Genomic DNA, 19,509 nt, shown 5'->3' with positions numbered 1-19,509 from the left:
GTCCCGTCAGATATCGGACCCGGTCCGACATAGTCGCGCTGACCTGCGGCTTCTCTAGGGACTTTGGGCCCTCGTTCGCTTGTGAATGTGTTCACAAGAATTTCCCGACCCGAGCCCGCCTGGGCGCCGCCGACCGCGTCTGATGTGCTGGTCCGGGAGTCCAGTGAGGAGCACGCAATGACGGAACAACGGCAGAAGCCGACAGATCTCTCCATCGCGCAGCACACATCGACCATGTCGTCCGGGTCGTTCGACACGCCGGCCGATGCCACCGGGCCGCTCGATGCGCTGACCGATGTTGCCGGGCTGCGCGTCGGCCATGCGCAGGTGGCGGACACGGGTGCACTGAGCGGCACCACCGTGGTCCTCGCCCCCGAAGGCGGTGCGATCGCGGCCGTCGACGTACGCGGCGGCGGCCCCGGCACCCGGGAGACGGACGCGCTCGATCCGCGCAATCTGGTGCAGCGCGTCGATGCCGTCGTCCTGACAGGCGGCAGCGCGTACGGCCTGGACGCGGCGTCCGGCGTAATGGCCTGGCTGGAGGAACAGGGGCGCGGGGTGCGGGTCGGCCCCGATCCGGCGCACGTGGTGCCGGTGGTCCCCGCTGCGTGCATCTTCGACCTGGGGCGGGGCGGTGACTGGCGGGCCCGCCCGGACGCCTCGACCGGCCGCGCGGCGGTGGAGGACGCGGCGGGTACTGAGCCTGGGGCGCCGGTCGCCGAGGGGGGCGTCGGCGCCGGTACGGGCGCGGTCGCCGGGCAGCTCAAGGGCGGGGTGGGCACGGCGAGCACGCGGCTGGCGTCCGGGATCACGGTGGGCGTGCTCGTCGTGGTGAACGCGGCAGGTTCGGTCGTCGATCCGCGTACCGGAGTGCTGTACGGGGAGTACGGCGCCGCCGAACCGCCGGTGTACCCCGCGCCCGAGGTCCACCGGGCGGCGCAGCAGCGCCTGGCCGAGGCAAGGGAGGCGAACGCACGGCCGCCGCTCAACACCACGCTCGCCGTCGTCGCCACGGATGCCGATCTCACCCGGGCCCAGGCGCAGAAGCTCGCGGGTACGGCGCACGACGGACTGGCGCGCGCCGTCCGCCCCGTACATCTGCTGACCGACGGGGACACCGTTTTCGCGCTGGCCACCGGCGCCCGGTCACTGGATCCGCAGAACCCGATCGCACTCAACGACCTGCTGGCGGCCGGAGCGGACACCCTGACCCGTGCCATCGTGAAGGCCGTCCGGGCAGCTCAGAGCATCGACGGCCGCCCCGGCGGCAGCTACCCCGCGTACAGCGACCTCTACGACGCACACGGTCACCGCTCACGGCCGTCGCCGCACAGCCACCCGGAGCCCGACTCGCCTCCCGGGTAAGGAAGTTCGGGCGATGCGCCAGGAACCATCTGCGTGTGTCATACGTTTTCCTGAACCCCGGTCACGAAGTCGGACCCAGGGACTACGTTAAGCACGCACCAAGTAACACGCGGCGACGGCCTGGAGACACCACCTTGAGCGATCCGTACGAGACAACCGAGCAGCACCTCGAGCGACTCCTGCGACGGGCACTCAACTCTTTCGACCTGCCCGACAGTACGGTCGAGAGACTCGGTACCGCACTCGCCCACAGCAGTTCCCTGCACTCCTCACACCACAGTCCCGTACTCCACCGCGAGACCTACCGGCATACGTATCTGCTGTCCGACGGCACCCCCTTCACCCTGTGGGAGCTGGTGCACGGCGGTCCGCGGAGCGCAAGCGACCCGCGGCCACGGACGGAGCCCGACCTCCGGCACCACGAGCTGTACGACGAAGAGGCCGATGTACATATCGCCGCCGCCCGGCTGACCGGCGGCTTCGGCGAGGTCCCGGCGTTCGGGGACGACGGGCCGCAGGGCGACCTGGAGATACTCACAGTCCTGATGGCGGCTCCCCCTGGCCCGCTGCCCCGGATGTACGCCCCGGACAATTCCGCCGACCACGCCCGCCGCGTCCTGCGCCGCGCGGAGAACAGCGACGGCCCCGGCGAGGAGACCGCCCGGCTGCTGCGCACCGCCTTCGCCCACCACATCACCCAGGTCTTCGGCCGGCAGTGCCAGGTGAACGGGCGGGACGCCGGATTCACGCTCTACGAGCACGCCTTCCTGCTCCTCGACGGCAGCGAGACGAGCCTGTGGGAGGTCGAGCACACGGCCACGCCGGACGGCCGCCACATGTGCGAGGTGTACGGCGACGAGGACGCCGCGCGCGTAGCCATGGAGAGCCGTACACGCATCTGCTGACCCGAGGGCCAAAGCCCCCGCTCGCGCCCACACGCCGGTGCCGCGCCCCGCCGGGGTGCGGCACCGGTCGCGCTTCAGGACATCAGGGCGTCAGCGCGGCGCGGGCACCTGCCGAGTGCGCACAAATGAATGAGCCCCGGCGCCAGGGGGGGGTGGGCGCCGGGACTCAGTTCAGGGGGTCACACGAAGCGACCTGTTTCGGAGGTTACTGGACAAAGACTCACGCCGCAGCGTCAAAACCCGTGTCGTGGGCCATTCGCTTCAGTTCGAGCAGCGCGTGCTTCTCGATCTGGCGGATCCGCTCACGGGTCAGCCCGTGCTGCTTGCCCACCTCGGTGAGGGTCCGCTCACGGCCGTCCTCGATGCCGTACCGCATGCGGATGATCGATGCGGTGCGGTTGTCGAGCTTGCCGATCAGGTCCTCCAGCTCCTCGCTGCGCAGCAGCGTCATCACCGACTGCTCCGGCGACACCGCGGAGGTGTCCTCCAGCAGGTCACCGAACTGCGTCTCGCCCTCGTCGTCCACGGACATGTTGAGGCTGACCGGGTCACGGGCCCAGTCCAGGACGTCGCCCACGCGCTCCGGCGTGGTGTCCAGCTCGGCGGCTATCTCCATGTGCTCCGGCTCGCGCCCGTGCTCGCGGTTGAACTCGCGCTGCACCCGTCGGATCCGGCCGAGCTCCTCCACCAGGTGGACGGGGAGCCGGATCGTACGGGACTGGTCGGCTATGGAACGGGTGATGGCCTGACGGATCCACCACGTCGCATACGTGGAGAACTTGAAGCCCTTGGCGTAATCGAACTTCTCGACCGCGCGCACCAGGCCCGCGTTGCCCTCCTGGATCAGGTCGAGCAGAGGCAGCCCGGCCCGCGGATAGCGGCGCGCGACAGCAACGACGAGCCGAAGGTTGGAACGGATGAATATGTCCTTGGCGCGCTCGCCCTCGGCGACCAGCGCCTCCAGCTCCTCGCGCGTGGCTCCGCCTGCATCGCTCTCCACCGCAGCGTCGAGAATCTGCCGTGCGTAAACACCCGCCTCGACGGTTTGCGACAGCTCGACCTCCTTTGCGGCATCGAGCAGCGGCGTACGCGCGATCTCGTCCAGGTACATGCCGACCAGGTCGCGATCGGCGATCTCTCCGCCCGCGGCGCGAACACTGCTTGCCCGGCTGGTCCCGCCGGCGGCGGACGAACGACGGGCGACGGCACGTGTTGCCATGCGTGCTCCCTTGCTCAGTAGGTCGCGACACCCTTCCGGGTGCCCTGCATCCGATGGAAACAACGACTGGAATCCGGACAGAATTCCCATGCCTGGCATTCATTTTCGCGATCATGCAGTACCCTGTCCCGCCGCGAAGGGAATGCGCATGCCGAGCATCCAGACAGAAGTGCAGGTCAGACCGGGCGTCGAAGGCGATTTGGTGACGCTCACGGACATCTGCAACCAATACGTACGTGAGACCGCGCTCACATTCGATACGGCCCCTTTTCACCCGAACGGCGGCTGCCGCGGTTTCGTTCCCGCTGCAAAGACGGCCCGCACCGTCTTCTGGTTGCTCAGGATGTCCGCTCCGAGGTGGGCCGGAAGTTCGGGCACGTACTGGGACGTGGCCCGGTACGAGAAGCGGCTGGGGCCGGAGTCCTAGGGCCCGGCCCGGTCGCGGTCTAGGTCCACGGCCCGTTACACCCCGCGGGTGCCGCGCCTAGCGTGCTGCCGTATGAGCGACACAACAAGCACGGGCGGCACAACCAGCAGCGGCGGCGCAACAAGCAGGGACGACATACCTGGCACGACCACCAAGGCCACCGGTGATGCCACGGGCACGCTCGACGAGGCGCTGGAACGCCTCCACACCGCAGGCCCCGAGCGGAACGGCTGGCTGAGCAATCACGGCCCGATGGCCGTCGAGGCGCTGGTCCGGCACGGTCAGGCACCGGCCGTCCACCGGTGGCTCGACCACTACAGCCACAAGCTGGAGGACATGCCGGACACCATGTCCCGGGTGACCGCGGAGAACTGGCGCGAAGCCCTCGGTGACCCGCGCCGGATCGCGGACTGGACGGCGCACTTCGAGCGGGAGACGGCCGAGCGCCCCTGGCGGGACGTCCTGACCGAGTGGTGGCCGCGACTACTGCCCGGCATCGCGGGCGGCGCCACCCACCCCGTGATCCGGGTCGGCCACTGCGTACGCACTCTGCTCGCAGGCGAGGCGAGCCCGCCCCGGATCACCGAGCTCGCCCACGGCCTCGGCTACTGGGCCGCCCGCCACCAGCCGCTTCCCCCAGTGACACCGCTGGCGCCCGCACCGAGCGCCGCGGCCGCGCTTGACGCCGTACCGCCGGTGCCCGGGCAGAGCGGCGGCATCCGGGACCGGCTGGCGCAGCTCACTGCGTTTCCGGTGTGGCCGCAGCGGTTCACCGACGACCCGGACGAGGCGCGGGCCCGGCTGGAGGAGCTGGTGCGGGCCGCAACCCACCGCTATGCCACGCACGGGCACGGCGAACCAATCATGCTGGTGCATGCCGCGACCGCGCCCAATGCCGTGCTGCGCACGCTGCCCGCGCTCCCCCGCGCGCTGTGGGTGCCGAGCCTGAAGGCCGCCTGGGCGGCGAGCGCCGCCGTCACCGCTGCGTACAGCCCGGCCGAGCCGGCCCCGTACACGCCGACGACAGCGTCCGCCGAGGAGCTCTTCGCACGGGCGGCGGCGCACGGCGACGATCACACGATCAAGTTCACGGACACCGCACTGGACGTCGGCGATGCGACGGCCCTCGCCGCCGCACTCCGCTCGATCGAGTTGAACCCACCGGCCCTGTGACAGGACCTGTGACAACTTCACGTCACGCGTTACGCGCCCCAGGCCGGTGTTTCATTCCTCAGTGGGCGACGACCGGGACCTTGAACTCGTCCTCGACAGCGTCGGTGTCACCCGAACCGGAGGCGCCGGTCGCCGAGGGTCGCCCGGCGTTGACGAAGGTCAGCGCGATCGCGGCGGCCAGCACCAGGATGCCGACGGCCCACCAGATGGCACCGGTGAAGCCGTGCACCATCGACTCGAGCTTCAACAGCTCCGGGTCGGTGGCGCCGAGTGCGGCGTGCGAGGTGGCGTACGCCGTCGTGGCCGACGCGGCAATCGTGTTCAGCAGCGCCGTACCGATCGCTCCGCCCACCTGCTGCGAGGTGTTGACCATCGCAGAGGCGACACCCGCGTCCCTCGGCTCGACACCGTGCGTAGCCAGCGACATGGCCGGCATGAACGCCGTACCCATACCCAGCCCCAGCAGGAGCTGTGCGGGCAGGATGAGCGTGGTGTACGAGGAGCCTATCTCCAGCTGCGTCAGCAACAGCATGCCGACGGCAGCGACCAGGAAGCCGGGGCCCATGAGCTTGCGCGCCGGAACCCGGGTCATCAGCCGGGCACCGATCTGCGTCGAGCCGGTGATCATGCCCGCGGTCATCGGGAGGAAGGCGAAGCCCGTCTTGATCGGCGAGTAGCCCTCCACGACCTGCAGGTAGTACGTCAGGAAGAGGAACAGCCCGAACATCGCGATGACGGCCAGACCCAGCGAGAGGTATATGCCACCGCGGTTGCGGTCCAGCACAACGCGCAGCGGCAGCAGCGGCGACTTGGTCCGGGCCTCGGTCAGGACGAACGCCAGGAGCAGCACACCGGACGCGACGAACATGCCGATGGTCAGCGCGTCCGACCAGCCGGCGGACTCGGCGCGGGTGAATCCGTACACCAGCGAGATCAGGCCGAGCGCGGACAGGACGACGCCCGGGATGTCGAGCGACGAGCGGTTACGGCTGCCGGCCGGCTCACGGATCACGAAGTACGCGCCCGCGGCCGCGACGACCGCGAACGGGATGTTGACGAAGAACGTCCAGCGCCAGTTCAGCACCTGGGTGAGGAAGCCGCCGAGGAGCAGGCCGACGGCGCCACCGCCACCGGCGATCGCACCATAGATGCCGAACGCCTTGGCCCGCTCCTTGCCATCGGTGAACGTCACGGCGAGCAGCGACAGGGCAGCAGGGGCGAGCAGCGCGCCGAAGGCGCCCTGGAGCGCACGCGAACCGAAGAGCATGCCCTGGTTCTGCGCCGCGCCACCGAGTGCGGAGGCCAGCGCGAAGCCGATCAGGCCGACGACGAAGGTCCGCTTACGGCCCCAGAGGTCGGCGATCCGGCCCCCGAAGAGCAGCAGTCCGCCGAAGGCGAGGGCATAGGCCGTGATGACCCACTGCTTGTCGGCATCGGAAATGCCCAGGGCGGCCTGGGCATGCGGCAGCGCGATGTTCACGATCGTGGCATCGAGCACGACCATCAGTTGCGCAAGGGCGATGAACGCCAGTGCTTTCCAGCGGCTGGGGTCCGGGAGTGGGACATCAGGTGCTGTTTTTGACATGGAGGTATCCGCCTAAGGACGCGCATGGGCGCGCGAGGTCGTGAACTGAAAGGTCGGTGAACGGGCAGTCGGTCGAGGACGGTCGGCGAGTCGACCGTCGGTGAAAGGGAACGCGGGGAAAGGGAACGCGGGGAAAAGGGAAGGGATGGTCAAGGTAAACCGGGCACACCGCCGGGCACCTGGTTCAGGAGCCCGGTGCGGTTGTCATGGCCGGCGCCGCAGATCCTCCGAGGTCGCAGCCGTTCCGGGCAATTGGGACCGGGCCGGAGCCTCCAGTCCGTCCAAGAACAGCTGTAGATGGCGGTGGGTGAACCGGTCGATGTCCGGGCGGCAGGTGCCGGGCAGTGGCCGGGTGAGCTGGGAAAGGGCGACCAGTACGTCACCGACGCCGATGTCGGTACGCAGGCGCCCCGCGGACATGGCGCGCGCCAAGAGCCCTTCGACGGCCTCTTCGAGGCGTCGACGCTCAGCGCGCAATTCAGGATGGCCCTTGTCGAAGCGGCCGGACAGCATCGGACACAGCGCCCCGATCCGTTCGTCGGCCGCCGCGTGCACGAAGCGGCCGAGCGCGGCGAAGGGATCGGCCTCTTCGGCCGTCGCCTCCTCCGCACAGTCGGTGATGCGTGAGGTGACCGCGAGCACGACCTCGTGCGTCAACGCGGCCCGGTCGGGGAAGTGCCGGTAGAGCGTGGCGTTGCCGACGCCGGCGCGGCGGGCGATCTCGTCGAGCGGTACATCCGGCCCGAACTCGACGAACATTTCGCGCGCGGCCGTCACGATCCGCTCCCGGTTGCGCAGCGCGTCGGCCCGCGGACGGGTCGTCCGGGGCTGCGCCGCGCCCGTGGCGCTGCGGGTGACGGTATCCACGACGGCTGCCCCTGCCTTCCGGCTCTTCCGGTTCTCGTTACGACGCTCTTGGTCAGTGCGGCGCTCTTCGTGCTTCACGGCGCCCCCTTCACGTAACCGGGGACTGCCTCCCCGGTTACGCGGGGACACAGGTTCAAACGGGGAAAGGATCCCCGGATATTTCCCATCACAATATGACCTGGGGCACACCTCGAAAGCAGGAAAACCAACCGATCGGCGCACCCAACGAGCGGTCCCGCACCACCCGTCACAGGCTGAACCACAGAGAGCAGTCCGGGCCGGCCGACTGCCGCGGACCCCGAGGCGCCTCTATGGAGAAACCCCGCCACCGGATACGCAGACGCCGCCACCCGCTCGCGCTCGGCTCGGCAACAGCCCTGGTGATTGCCGCAACAGCCACGGCCAGCAGCAATCTCCCGATACCCAGCCGGGGCCCGGCCGACCCGGCGGTCCAGGCCCCCTCGACGGGGATCGCCCCGTGCCGGATACCTGCGACCCTGGGCGTGCAGATGTCGGAAGGCATACCGACACCGGCGAACTACGCCCGGTCCACGGGCAGGATTCACGCCCTCAACCTGATGATCGACTTCCCGGACGCACCGGGCCCCGAGCCGGCAATGGACCGGTACGCCGAATTCTTCCCGCAGACCACCAACTGGTTCCGGACCGGTTCGTACGGGCGACTCGTCTACATCCCCGACGCTCCCGTGAAGTCCTGGCTGCGGATGCCACTGCCGTTCTCGGAGTACGGGATAGACCGCGGATCACCGTACGAGCCGGGCTACCACCGCCTCGTCCAGGACATAGTCGCCGCAGCCGACCCGAAGGTCGACTTCGATGCGTACGACCTGGTCAACATCCTGGTCACACCGAACGCCGGGCCCTCCGCCCTGGACACCGTCCTGTCCGTGACGTTCTCCGGCAATGACGACGCCCCGCACGCGGACGGCGTCCCGCTCGGCAACACGTCCTTCATCTACAGCCGCCAGGACGACGGCTCCGGATCGTTCACACAGACCGGCTACCGCGTCCTGCCGCACGAGAACGGCCATATCTTCGGCCTCCCCGACCTCTACACCCTGGAGGGCGGCGGCTCGGTGGGGCACTGGGACATCATGTCCGAGGACTGGGGGGTCAACAACGATCTGCTGGGCTGGCACAAGTGGAAGCTCGGCTGGCTGGACGACAAGCAGATCAGCTGCGCCGCCAAGTCCGGCACCAGCGACCACGTCCTGGAACCGCTGGCCACCCGAGGCGGCACGAAGCTGGCGCTCATACCGCTGAGCGCTGAATCCGGTTACGCGGTGGAGGTACGGACCCGGGCGGGCAACGACCAGGCGGTCTGCCGGCCCGGCGTGCTGATCTACAAGGTGAGCTCGGACGTCGACACCGGTCAGGGCCCGGTGTCCGTGGTGGACAGCACCGGGGACAGCAGCGGCTGCACCCGCCTGCCCAATGTGCACGCCGGGCTCTCCGACGCCACCTACCAGCCCGGTGGGACCTTCACCGACCGGGCCCATGGGATACGCATATCCGTGGTCGACAAGGACGACAAGGGGAACTACCGAGTCCGGATCACTCGCCCCTGACCACCCGCGATCACTCGCCCCGGAATCCACCCGCGATCTGGAGCGCGGTCGTTACACATCGCGACAACGGCCCGGTCACCCCCCGTTCTCTTTTTTTCGCGGTCCTGCAAGAGGGCCGCTGGCCTCCGGGCCCGGCATGACTGTGTCCCCCTGTCGAACGGATGGCCTGGGGGGTGGTGTCACCGGGCCCGAGGGGTGCCGTCGTGGTCGGCAAAAGGGTCTTCGACAAGCCCCTGCCCAACAGCGAGCCGAAACTGCGGGCCGTCTTCGACAAGCTGTCCGCCAAGTTCGGCACCGTCCTGGTGGTCGTGGACCAGCCCGCCTCCATCGGCGCCCTGCCGCTGACCGTGGCCCGGGACGCCGGCTGCAAGGTCGCCTACCTGCCGGGCCTGGCGATGCGCCGGATCGCGGATCTCTACCCCGGCGAGGCGAAGACCGACGCCAAGGACGCGGCCGTGATCGCGGGCGCCGCCCGCACCATGCCGCACACCCTGCGCTCGCTGGAGCTCACGGACGAGATCACCGCCGAACTTACCGTGCTGGTGCGCTTCGACCAGGACCTCGCCGCCGATCCTGTTCGCCATGCTCCGAGACGGCACCTTCTACGAACCCCGCACCCCCAAAACAGCCACCGTATGACCGACCCCGGTCTTGCGTGACCGCGCGTCCTAATTTGGTCGCTGAGCGTTGCACCGGTCGGCTGAGCGCATCGAGTCAAACGGCCTCACAGGCAGTCGCAGCCTGTGGCGTAGAGCAGCAGGAAGAGGGCCGTCATAGCGGTCACAGTGAAGCCGACAGCGGTCAGGGCGGCGAGGCCCCGACGGCGCCCCTTCGTGGGAGTGCGGAAGGTCTGCCAGGCGCCGTGGGCGAGGAAGAGGCTGAGCAGCCCGGCCCCCGCGATGGTGAAGCGTGGGCTGAAGGACCAGCTCAGGTAGGCGATCAGAGCCAGGCCGCCGAACAGGGCGCAGGCGAGCAGGCTGAGGATCACCTCGGCGACGGCTTCTCCCACCGTCTCGATCAGGAAGTCACCGACGCCGTTCGCTGTCCTGCGGACCCCCACGGCGCTCCTCCATCCTCGCTTCGACGGCCCGAGCGGAGCCTGATATGGAGGACCCCAACCAAGCCGGAATGGTTGCCGAGGTGCTCCGGAGCCGCCAACTACGGCGCACAGTCACACCTTGACGAAGGACATAGAGGCACCCCCGGCGGAGCCCGTACACCCCGGTCATCCGGCACGCCAGCGCGGACGCGGCGGCGAAGAACTCGGCGTACGAGTAACTGCGCTCCCCCGCAATCAGGAACGGCCGGCCCCCGAAGGGGACCAGGTGCAAGGGTCATCATTGAGCGCCATCCAGCGGCCGGTCACAGGCACCTGGACCGACACCGGAACCTACCCCCGGGGCGGACGCTGGCTGCGCGCCAGGGTCCAGCGCATGAGCCCACCGACGGCGAGCAGCGCGACGCCTGTGTACCAGAGCGGGCCCAGTCCCTGTTTGTTCACCAGGATGCACAGCACCCCGGCACCGAAGATCAGGCCGTGACGCTTCCACAGCCCTATCAGCAACGCGCACCCTGCTCATAAGCCGCTTGCGTCACCTCAGTTGACGACGCGTCCGGCTGCACAGGTGCGCTCTGGGCTCACGGCGATTCCACTGAGAGTGTCGCCCCCACCAGCTGACACACCCGCACCCACTTTACCTTCCATTGACTATTTCTTTACAGTCACCGGACCTTCCTTCGTGAGAGGAAGAGGCCCCCAAGAGGCCTGGAGCCGAATCCCCACCCCCCGGTACGAGCTGCACCCACCCGCTACACTGTTCGCGGCGGCCCGGCCTCACCGGCTGGACCACCGCAACCCTGTCGGCAGCCCATCTGAAGTCCGTCGCCCACCCGGGCCGGGTTCCAGACACACTTTCCGACAGATCCCTGCCTTCGTAGCTCAGGGGATAGAGCACCGCTCTCCTAAAGCGGGTGTCGCAGGTTCGAATCCTGCCGGGGGCACAGAAGAAAGGGCCAGCTCAGGAGAGATTTCCTCCCAGGCTGGCCCTTCGCCGTTTCAGGCGCCGTGCCACACGCGTGCCACTACAGGCCCGCAGGGTCCTTCCCGGAGGAGCCAGAAGCCGCTCCCCCACCACCTCGGATCATGGCACCAAGCCGGTCGGCGATGGCCCGGTCACGATCGCTGGTCATGTGCTGATAGATCAACGCGGCTCGTGAGCTGCTGTGGCCCATCCGCGTCATCAACTCCCGCGTGCTGGCCCCGGCAGTCGAAGCCAGTGTGTTGCCCGTGTGCCGAAGATCGTGGAAGTGCAGCTCGGCCGTGACGCCCGCAGCCTTCCGGGCCTTGACCCAGTCGTCCCGGAAGTTACTCCGCCGCAACTGCCCGCCCTGAGGCCCGACGAAGACATGACCATCACGGCCGGAAGCGGCGAACTGCTCCAGGTGGCGCGTCACCTCGTCGAGCAGCTCGGCCGGGAAGGAGACGGCCCGTACCCCGGCCGCTGACTTCGGCGCCTTGTCGAAGAGCCGGCCGGTCTGCATTTCCGCCTGCGCGCGGCGGACCGTGACAGTGAGCGCCTCCAGGTCGATGTCCCTGCGTCGGAGGGCCGCCAGCTCACCGAAGCGCAGGGTGGTGAAGGCCGCCAGGAGCACGAGCAGCCGGAAGCGCGGCCCGATCGCGTCGGCGATGGCGAAGACCTCAGGCACCGTGAGAACCGGCCGCTCAGGCGCGTCGTAGCGGTCTGCACCCTTGATCCGGCAGGGGTTGCGCCGGATCAGCTCGTCGTCCACGGCGGTGTTCATCAGAGCCCGCAAGAGTTGGTACGCCTTGCCCACCGTCGGATCGCCGATGCCTGCCGCCAGGAGCTTCCCGCGCCAGCCGCGAACCCGTGCCGTCGTGACGTCAGCCACGCTCCCGGCTCCGAAGGTGGGCAGGATGTGCAGCCGGATCACCGACTCGTTGCGCTCGCGCGTGCGATCGGCCAGCTTCCGGTCCCGCAGCCAAGCAGTGGCGTACTCCTCGAAGTTCACTGCACCGGCGTCCGGATCCGACCAGTGTCCACGCGTGATGTCGGACTCGATGTGAGTGAGGGCCGCTTGGGCGTCGCTCTTGGTCGGGTAGGTCTTCTCGGCCGGGCGCAGTTGGCCCGTTTCCGCTGGTGTATTGGGATCCCTTGTCGCTGTGGTGCACGAGGCCGGGACGCGGTCTGCGGGCCGTGACCGCCATGACGAGGGCATCGGTGACCAGCTCGGTTCTCATGTGGTCGGCCATCGCCCAGCCGACGATGCGGCGGGAGAACAGGTCCAGGACGACGGCGAGGTAGAGCCAGCCCTCGTTGGTGGGGACGTAGGTGATGTCCGCGGTCCAGCGCAGGTTCGGCGCGCCCGCGGTGAAGTTGCGGCCGATCAGGTCGGGGGCGGCCGTGGCCTGCCGGTCCTGGCGGGTGAGCGAGGCCCGGCCGGTGCGTCGGTGTACACCGGTCAGCCCGGCCGCGCGCATCAGGCGGGCGACGCGCTTGCGCCCGACGGAAAGGCCGTCGATCTCGCGCAGGTCCGCGTGGATGCGTGGGGCTAGGTCCCGCGGGACCGCTCGTGGTGCCCGCGGATCTTCTCCGTGAGCTCGGCGTCCTGTGTGTCCATCAAACCGGGGCAACTTCAGTCATGGCGATGCCGGTGGTGAGCGCCGATTTCGTCGGGCACGGGGCTCTCGCCCTGACTGCCTGCGGCCGCGAACACGGCCACTCACCCGGGCTCTGCGGCCCCGGCGCCGCTCCGTGTTTCCCTGCCTCCACGGACCGCATCACCCCATCCTGGGCTGCCCTGAGCGAAACAGAGACGCTGAAGTACGATTCCCGTTCGATTAATCGTACGGCTCTGGAAGGACGGCCCTTGAGCGCCCAACTAAGAGAAACCGCAGCGCAGTTAGCAGACATGCTCTGGCGTCAGCACACCGTGTACCGGGACCGGGCCGGGGGTGTGGTCATCCAGGGAGAGCATGTGCAGCGCTGGATCAGTCTCGCCCCCTCGGGTCGCAAGGACGAAATTTTGCTCCGTGCGGGTCGTATCCTCGACGGCGGCACCACCGCTCCGGCGCGTTCGGAGACTGTCGTGCCGCTCTGTGCCGGAACGGGCGAGCTCGCCACGGCCTGCCGCCGCCTGCTCGCCGAGACCGCCGCCGACGCCGCACCGCCCGCCGCACCGCCCGCCGCGGCGACTCCCGGCCGAACCAAGCAGTCCGAGAAGCCGAAACGGCCCGGGCGGAAAGGGAAACGGATGAGCCTTGCCTCCTGGATGATCCTCGCCTGTGTGGTCGGCGTTGTCGCCTTGTACGCCTACAGCACTGCGACGGCAGGCACACGCTGATCCTGAGGCCCCGTGGCGGCCGAAACGATGCTCGCTGACCGATGTCCACGGATCAGGAGGCTTCTGACATCCACGGCTGACGTCAACGACGCCGAACGGGGGCGTACATCACTGCTCATTGAGACTCCACCGACCTCACTATCCGCTGCTGCGTCATGACCGATGCAAGGTCCGGTCACTGCGCAGCGGTACGCAGTCCCAGTACAGCCTCTGCTCCTCATCCACCACGGGCGTGTAGCCGTTGAGGGGCTGGTCGGTCTCGAGAGACGTGGCGATCGCCTCCATGAGCACCGGCAGTGACGTCCACATCTCGTGTGATCCGCGCATAAGGCCTTCCACGACCTCGGCTTCGTGGACGCGCCCCCGGTCAATCTCGCAACGGTGGTCCAGCACGAGGCAACCCCCTCCGACATCCCGCGCAATGGGGATCAACTGCGGATGCCCGTACAGGACGCTGCTGACCCCAAGCTTCATGAAGTCGTAGTCCGCCTCCTCTCCTTCCTCATCCGCCGTGCGCTTGTCGTAGAAGCCGGTGAAAAGTTGCCACGCAGCCGCTATCTCGCGTGCACTCATCGGTCTGTAGAACCCTGGCAGCAGCGAGCCCCGCTGATCGAGGAGACCGTCGTGCCGCAGCAGCGACATCACCAAGGGCTTCAGCAGTGGCCGGCCGATGACGCGTTCGGCTGCGGCGATGTCCGCCGGAACCGCGGGCGGCGCCAGCGCAGCGTAGGTCGCCGGGGCGTGCTCGGCCAGCCAGTTCTCGATTCGCTCCCACGACTCAATGATCAGTGCGGTCATGGCACGGCATCCTGCCACCTGGTGCTGACAACCTCCTGGGAACAGCCAGACGGTGGCCGTGCCCCCGATACATCCGACTGGAGCCGTCCCTGGGCCGTGCGAGGGGACTCGACGATGACAGGCGACAACAGCCGCCGACCGCTAACCCGCAGGCCAGAAGGGCGGCGGCTGGAGTGCGTGCAGGTCAGGAAGGTGCCGCGTCACTTCTTCGGCTTCTGGCGTGAACTTTGGTCCTCATAGCTTTCCCAGCCGCGCACTACTCGGTGTCCGTCGAGCCCTTGGGCGAAGTCAGCCAGAAACTGAGGTGCGTCGCGCTGTTGCCCTGCGACGGCGGCCTGGTTCAGCGCAGCTCCTCCGGGCACGGCGTGCCGGGTGACAGCTGGTAGGGCGCGCCCAGCCGGTACACGCCCGGCCGCGGCGCGAGCAGTTCCGTCCACTCGTCGCCGTCCTTGTCCTGCTCGGCCTGGATCAGACAGCCGTTGGTGTTGGCGAAGGTTCGCGGGCTGCCTTCGCCCTCGCGCTGTTTGGACTCCTCGGTCTCCTGCGGCCGCTCCACGCTCTTGCCCTCGTCATCGACCAGGGCGAGCCAGGGCGAGTACGGGATACGGATCAGGATCCGGCCGGCCGTCTTCACATGGATGGTCAGCTCACCCGCACCGGCCCGGTCCACCGTGGCCGGCGGATCGGCCAGCGGCACCGGGCTGTCGACCTCGAAGAGCCGCCAGTTGGCGTCCGCCCAGACCGGCTTCAGATACGGCAGCCCCTCGTCGACCAGCTCCGCCTCCTGCACCGCGCCATTGGAATCCGGTTTCCCCTCGGGCAGCACCACGTAGCGCACCGCCCAGCGGTCGAGCCACTCGCGGTAGCTCGCGCTGTCCAGGGTGCCGTCGTAGAAGAGCGGATTGCGCTCCATGTCCGCCTGCCGGTTCCAGCCACGGGCCAGATTGACGTACGGCGCAAGCGCGGACGCCTCCCGGTGGCTACTCGCGGGCACGACCTCGACCCTGCCGCGCTCCGCGCCGACCTCCTGCAGCTCATTGACCAGCGGCGCCAGCTCACGCGCCCAGGAGGCGGTCGGGGCGGTCCGGACGATGTCGTGGACGGTCTTGAAGCCGATCCAGATGTTCATCGCGACGAACGCGAGAACCAGCGCGTACCAGCGCCGGGAGCGCGGCGCCGTGTACGGCAGCGCGGCGAGCAGCACCACACCGGCGAACAGCATCGCCATCCGGGTGACGTTCGAGCCGATCTGTGAGTCGACCACATAGGTCAGCAGCGTCCCGATGCCGTACACGGCGGCTGTGGTACGGACCGTCTTCCAGTCGCGCGGTACGAGAACGAAGACGAGGACCGCGAAGAGGAACGGCAGCGACAGGGTCGCGATCGACATCGGCTGCGTACCGGAGAACGGAAACAGCCACGCGGACAGCGCCACGACCGCGACCGGGGCCAGGCCCAGCGCGTACGCCCCGGGGCGCCGCTTGTTCAGGAAGAGCGCGGCGGCGACCACACCCAGGAACAGTCCGGCCACGGGGCTGCTCGCCGTTGCGAGCCCGGCGAGCGGGGCGGCGACGGCCGCCTTCGCCCACCTCCTGCGAGACGCGCAGCGACAGTTGCTCTCGTGGAGCCGGTGCTCGCACCGGAGGTTCGGCCAGCAGAACACCGCGGCCACCGCACCCACCGCGAACATCATGCCGAGCCCGAACGTCACCCGCCCGGACAGCGCGTTGCACAGATACGCGAACACCCCGGCGAGCGAGCAGGCGAGCGGATTACGGACGGCCCGGACCCGGACCAGGATCAACGCGGTCAGCGCAGCCGACACGGTCCCGGCGACCATCATCGTCGTACGCACGCCGAGCACCGACATCACATACGGCGACACGACGCTGTACGAGACGGGGTGCATGCCCCCGTACCAGGCAAGGTTGTACGCCGTGCCGGGGTGCCGGCCGGCGAACTCGGCCCAGGCATCCTGGGCCGCGAGGTCGCCGCCGCTGTTCGCGAAGAAGAAGAACCAGAGCACGTGGGTGACTGCGGCGACTGCGGTCGCGATCGTCACCGGGTGCCGGAGCAGCCGCTCGGCGCGGGTCCGCCGGGATGGGGCGATGCGTGGCTCGGGGGCGTCCGGGGTGGCGGGCGCGACTGTCCGCGCGCTGCCGCTGCTGCCCTTCATGCCTGTGCTGTCGGCCGCCTCATGGCCGAGCTTCGGCTCTGCGGTGGCCACTACGGCTCTCCCCGTCTCCCCATGTCCGCCGGCCCGTGGTATCCCGTATCCCCTATATCTGTGAGGACGCCTTTCGAGCATCCTCGAGTTGCTCCGGGACGCTAGCACGTACACAAGCAGGAAGAGGGTGCCGGGACCGGCACCCTCTTCCTGCTACTGGGCCGTTTCGGCCATCGGCCGGTCAGCCGAGCCGGGTCAGCTTTTTCTGGAACGTCGGCTCCACCAGATCGTTCTGCAGCGCGACGGGCACCTTCACCTGACTGGTGCCCTCACCCACGGTGAGCGTGCCGACGTGGGTGCCTGCTGCCGCCGAATGCGGGATCGTCTTGCCGTCATCGGTCAGTTCGAGCTTGACCGTGAGGCCGGGCCAGCCGACCGCCGTCACGTCCTTGGTCGCGACCACCGGGGTGCTGCCGCCCAGTCCGTCGGAGACGGTACCGACGACGTCGCCCTTCTTCACGACCTTGGCGTTCTCCAGCAGATCCTGGGTGGCCACCATGACTTCCTTACTGGCCGCGTTGACCGTGTCGATGATCGGGGACTTGTGCTGGCCCAGCACGGCGCCGACGATCAGCTGGTCGGTGTCGCCAACCATCTTGTGGGCTGCGAAGAGCAGGTTGCCACCGGCCTTGGTGGTGGAGCCGGTCTTGATACCGAGCGCGCCGTCGTACGGAACGAGGGTGTTGTAGTTCCGATGGGTCTTGCCCGACGGGTCGGTCCACGACGGCTGCTTGGTGATGTCCATCAGCGCCGGGATCTCCACCAGCTTCTGGCCGAGCTTCACCTGGTCCTCGGCCGAGCTGACGGTGGTCTCTTGAAGACCGGACGGGTCGGTGTACGTGGTGTTCTTCATGCCGAGCGACTTGGCGGTGTCGTTCATCTTCTTGACGAACGCCTCTTCGGAACCCGCGTCCCAGCGCGCCAGCAACCGCGCTATGTTGTTGGCCGACGGGATCATGATGGCCGAGAGCGCCTGCTTCTCGGTGAGCTTGTCGCCCTCCTTGACGGTGTTGAGCGTCGACTCGCCCTCCGAGTCCAGCTTCCCCTCCGACTCCGCCTTGGCGTCGACCGTAATGGACGGACCCTCCTCGCCCCTCTTCAGCGGGTGGTCCTTGAGCACGATGTACGCGGTCATCGCCTTGGCCACACTGCCGATCGGCACAGGCTTCTGCTCGCCGAACGAGTCCACGGTGCCGAGACCGGTCGCCACCATGTAGCCCTGGCCCTCGTCGGGCCACGGCAGCGACGGCTGGCTGCCCTTGAAGGTGTACGTGGGCTTCGCCGACATCTGGAGCTCGGGGTCCGGAAGCGGGCGCACTATCTGCACGGCCGCAAAGACGATCAGCAGCAGCATGACCAGCGGGGTCCAGATCTTGACCCGGCGGACAGCGGTGCGGACCGGCGTCTCCGGCGGCGGAGGCGTGTTCGTCAGCTCGGCCAGCAAATCGAGCGGCGGCTTGGGCGGCGTCGGCTGCTGCGTGGTCCGCTCAGCGGTGGTGAGCGAGGGGGCGGGGGCCGACGTGCCGGGTGTGCCGGGTGTGCCGGGTGTGCTGGGTGTGCTGGGCGTCGCGGCGAAGGGTGCGGCCGGCGGCTCGGGCTTGCGGGGTGCGGGCGCCGGCGGCCGTATTTCGTCACCGCGCAGGGGTACGAACTTGCTGGTCCGCTCGGCGGCGGACTCGGGCTTCGACTCGGGAGGCGGGGTGATCTTCAGCGCAGTCGTCGGCTGGTCGACCTTGGCCGCGGCAGGCGTCCTGAAGACAGCGGTCGACTGATCGACTCCGCGCTCGTCCTCGGCGGTGTCGGCCTTGTCCGCATCAGCGCTGTCCTTGGCGTCGGCTTCTGAAGCCTCAGCGTCCTGCGCGTCGTCCGCGTCTCTCGCGTCCGCGTCTCTCGCGTCCTCGGTGGCAGCGGTCTCGTCGCGTCTCCCCGGAACCCGGGCCTTGTCGGACGGCGCGTCCGCGGCGACGGCGTCGGCGTCGGCGTCACCCGACACGGTCGCCTTGTCCGAGGCGCCGTCAGCCGGAGTAACCGGCTCAGGCGCGTCGCCCTCCGCCGCGATGCCTGTGCCGGCGTCAGGTACAGCCTCGTCCTCGGACTTGACGTCCTTCGCGTCGCCCTTCGGGCCCTCGTCGCTCTCGCCGTCGCCCTTCGCCGCCCAAGCGGCAACCGCGACACGCAACCGCTCATCCCCCTCCTCGGGCGCCGTGGCATCGACGGGCCCGCCCCCCGCGGCGTCTGCGGGCTCGGCGACGTCCACGCTCTCCGCGTCCTCCGCGACGTCCACGCTCTCCGCGTCCTTCGAGGGCTCGGCGGCCTCAAAGGACCCATCGGAGGACTCAGAGGCCCCCTCCGGGCCCTCAGCGGCCCCTCCCGCCCCCTCGGCGCCCGAGGAGCCCTCCTGGGTCCCGGAGAGCTCCGGCTGCTCCGAGCCCTGGCTGTCCTCGCTGTCGTCGGACAGCCGCGCCCTGAAGACGGCCGTCGCCGTATCCGCCTTGCCGCCCTCGCTGCCCTCGCCGCCGCCTGACAACCCCGGCCCCGTGCGGAAAACAGCCGTCGCCTTGTCCGTCGTGCCGCCGACCTCGCCCTCGGCGGACGGTTCGCGGCGGACGGCAAGCCTCGGATCACTCTCGCTCCGAGCCGTCCCCGACGACTTCTGCTGCTTCGACTTGTCGGGGGACTCGCCCGCCACCAATTCCTCCTCCATGCGGCGCGGGGACATCCCCGCGCTGTCCGAAACCATCTACCAGTGTCCCGTGTAAACCACCGGCCCGGCTGCTAGACGAGAACGGCATACCCACTGGTTCCCTTACAAAGCACCCAGGCACCCTCAACAGACCAATGTGAGAGGGGTCACCCTGTCATGCATCCACGCGGGAAGGCATGGATGGGCAGGAGCCCGCTCGGCCTCGGCCTCGGCCTCGCCGGAGCCCAGCCAGCGGCGGCACCACCGAAGCCTCGTACACCAACAACTGGGAACAATGCGGCTGAGTTC

The 19,509-nt window shown here is 68.9% G+C and carries 13 protein-coding genes, 1 tRNA gene and 4 pseudogenes; 8 read left to right on the top strand and 10 right to left on the bottom strand.

The genetic code is table 11. The features are described from left to right. Positions 1–234 precede the first annotated feature (234 nt). Together ABT115_RS20035 and ABT115_RS20030 are read left to right on the top strand one after the other, a co-directional pair. A complete protein-coding gene (locus ABT115_RS20035) occupies positions 235–1,365 on the top strand; it encodes a P1 family peptidase (RefSeq protein WP_351791505.1) in 1,131 nt (376 codons plus the stop codon). Between the two features lie 134 nt (positions 1,366–1,499). Continuing rightward, positions 1,500–2,270, top strand: a complete 771-nt coding sequence (locus tag ABT115_RS20030) for a DUF6227 family protein (protein ID WP_351791394.1) — start codon at positions 1,500–1,502, stop codon at positions 2,268–2,270. A gap of 220 nt (positions 2,271–2,490) precedes the next feature. Here the strand turns inward: ABT115_RS20030 and ABT115_RS20025 are convergent, their stop codons facing one another. Next, positions 2,491–3,489: a sigma-70 family RNA polymerase sigma factor gene (locus ABT115_RS20025; RefSeq protein WP_351791392.1), complete on the bottom strand. Its 999-nt coding sequence runs from the start codon at positions 3,487–3,489 to the stop codon at positions 2,491–2,493. Between the two features lie 148 nt (positions 3,490–3,637). Between ABT115_RS20025 and ABT115_RS20020 the strand changes: the two are divergent. Together ABT115_RS20020 and ABT115_RS20015 are read left to right on the top strand one after the other, a co-directional pair. Next, positions 3,638–3,834 (top strand): annotated as a pseudogene (locus tag ABT115_RS20020) (GNAT family N-acetyltransferase); the annotation flags it as partial. 154 nt (positions 3,835–3,988) lie between these two features. After that, positions 3,989–5,089 carry a questin oxidase family protein gene (locus ABT115_RS20015; RefSeq protein ID WP_351791390.1) on the top strand — a complete coding sequence of 367 codons (1,101 nt, stop codon included), beginning with the start codon at positions 3,989–3,991 and terminating at the stop codon, positions 5,087–5,089. A 58-nt stretch (positions 5,090–5,147) separates the two neighbouring features. On the opposite strand, the gene ABT115_RS20010 is transcribed toward ABT115_RS20015, so the two are convergent. Continuing rightward, positions 5,148–6,674 carry an MFS transporter gene (locus ABT115_RS20010; protein WP_351791388.1) on the bottom strand — a complete coding sequence of 509 codons (1,527 nt, stop codon included), beginning with the start codon at positions 6,672–6,674 and terminating at the stop codon, positions 5,148–5,150. A gap of 204 nt (positions 6,675–6,878) precedes the next feature. After that, positions 6,879–7,541 carry a TetR/AcrR family transcriptional regulator gene (locus tag ABT115_RS20005; protein WP_351791502.1) on the bottom strand — a complete coding sequence of 221 codons (663 nt, stop codon included), beginning with the start codon at positions 7,539–7,541 and terminating at the stop codon, positions 6,879–6,881. A gap of 311 nt (positions 7,542–7,852) precedes the next feature. On the opposite strand from ABT115_RS20005, the gene ABT115_RS20000 reads away from it, so the two are divergent. Next, on the top strand, positions 7,853–9,130 hold the full coding sequence (locus ABT115_RS20000) for a M6 family metalloprotease domain-containing protein (protein ID WP_351791385.1): 1,278 nt from the start codon (positions 7,853–7,855) through the stop codon (positions 9,128–9,130). A 161-nt stretch (positions 9,131–9,291) separates the two neighbouring features. Continuing rightward, positions 9,292–9,750, top strand: a pseudogene (locus tag ABT115_RS19995) (IS110 family transposase); the annotation flags it as partial. A 104-nt stretch (positions 9,751–9,854) separates the two neighbouring features. Here the strand turns inward: ABT115_RS19995 and ABT115_RS19990 are convergent. Then, positions 9,855–10,190, bottom strand: a complete 336-nt coding sequence (locus tag ABT115_RS19990) for a lysine transporter LysE (protein ID WP_351791383.1) — start codon at positions 10,188–10,190, stop codon at positions 9,855–9,857. Between the two features lie 330 nt (positions 10,191–10,520). Further along, a complete protein-coding gene (locus ABT115_RS19985) occupies positions 10,521–10,694 on the bottom strand; it encodes a hypothetical protein (RefSeq protein ID WP_351791381.1) in 174 nt (57 codons plus the stop codon). Positions 10,695–11,058: 364 nt separating this feature from the next. On the opposite strand from ABT115_RS19985, the gene ABT115_RS19980 reads away from it, so the two are divergent. Further along, positions 11,059–11,131, top strand: a tRNA-Arg gene (locus tag ABT115_RS19980). A gap of 81 nt (positions 11,132–11,212) precedes the next feature. Here ABT115_RS19980 and ABT115_RS19975 read toward each other — a convergent pair. Both ABT115_RS19975 and ABT115_RS19970 read right to left on the bottom strand, forming a co-directional pair. Then, positions 11,213–12,304, bottom strand: a pseudogene (locus tag ABT115_RS19975) (tyrosine-type recombinase/integrase); the annotation flags it as partial. Further along, positions 12,285–12,782: pseudogene (locus ABT115_RS19970) on the bottom strand (IS3 family transposase); the annotation flags it as partial. The pseudogenes ABT115_RS19975 and ABT115_RS19970, both read right to left, overlap by 20 nt. Before the next feature lie 278 nt (positions 12,783–13,060). On the opposite strand from ABT115_RS19970, the gene ABT115_RS19965 reads away from it, so the two are divergent. Beyond that, entirely contained in the window at positions 13,061–13,492 is a 432-nt protein-coding gene (locus ABT115_RS19965; protein ID WP_351791375.1) for a hypothetical protein, read from the top strand. A gap of 153 nt (positions 13,493–13,645) precedes the next feature. Here ABT115_RS19965 and ABT115_RS19960 read toward each other — a convergent pair whose 3' ends face one another. The 3 genes from ABT115_RS19960 to ABT115_RS19950 form a co-directional block, all read right to left on the bottom strand. Next, the gene (locus tag ABT115_RS19960) at positions 13,646–14,290 is read right to left on the bottom strand and encodes an SMI1/KNR4 family protein (protein ID WP_351791372.1); all 645 of its coding nucleotides are present in this window, start codon (positions 14,288–14,290) and stop codon (positions 13,646–13,648) included. 340 nt (positions 14,291–14,630) lie between these two features. Continuing rightward, a complete protein-coding gene (locus ABT115_RS19955) occupies positions 14,631–16,517 on the bottom strand; it encodes a DUF8823 domain-containing protein (RefSeq protein WP_351791369.1) in 1,887 nt (628 codons plus the stop codon). A gap of 181 nt (positions 16,518–16,698) precedes the next feature. Then, positions 16,699–19,257, bottom strand: coding sequence for a D-alanyl-D-alanine carboxypeptidase (locus ABT115_RS19950; protein ID WP_351791367.1), 2,559 nt, complete (start codon positions 19,255–19,257; stop codon positions 16,699–16,701). Positions 19,258–19,509 lie beyond the last annotated feature (252 nt).

This window comes from Streptomyces sp. NPDC001832 (assembly GCF_040297265.1).
GTDB lineage: Bacteria > Actinomycetota > Actinomycetes > Streptomycetales > Streptomycetaceae > Streptomyces.
Note: the sequence above shows the minus strand (reverse complement) of the source record. Positions and strands in the feature narration are given on the sequence as shown.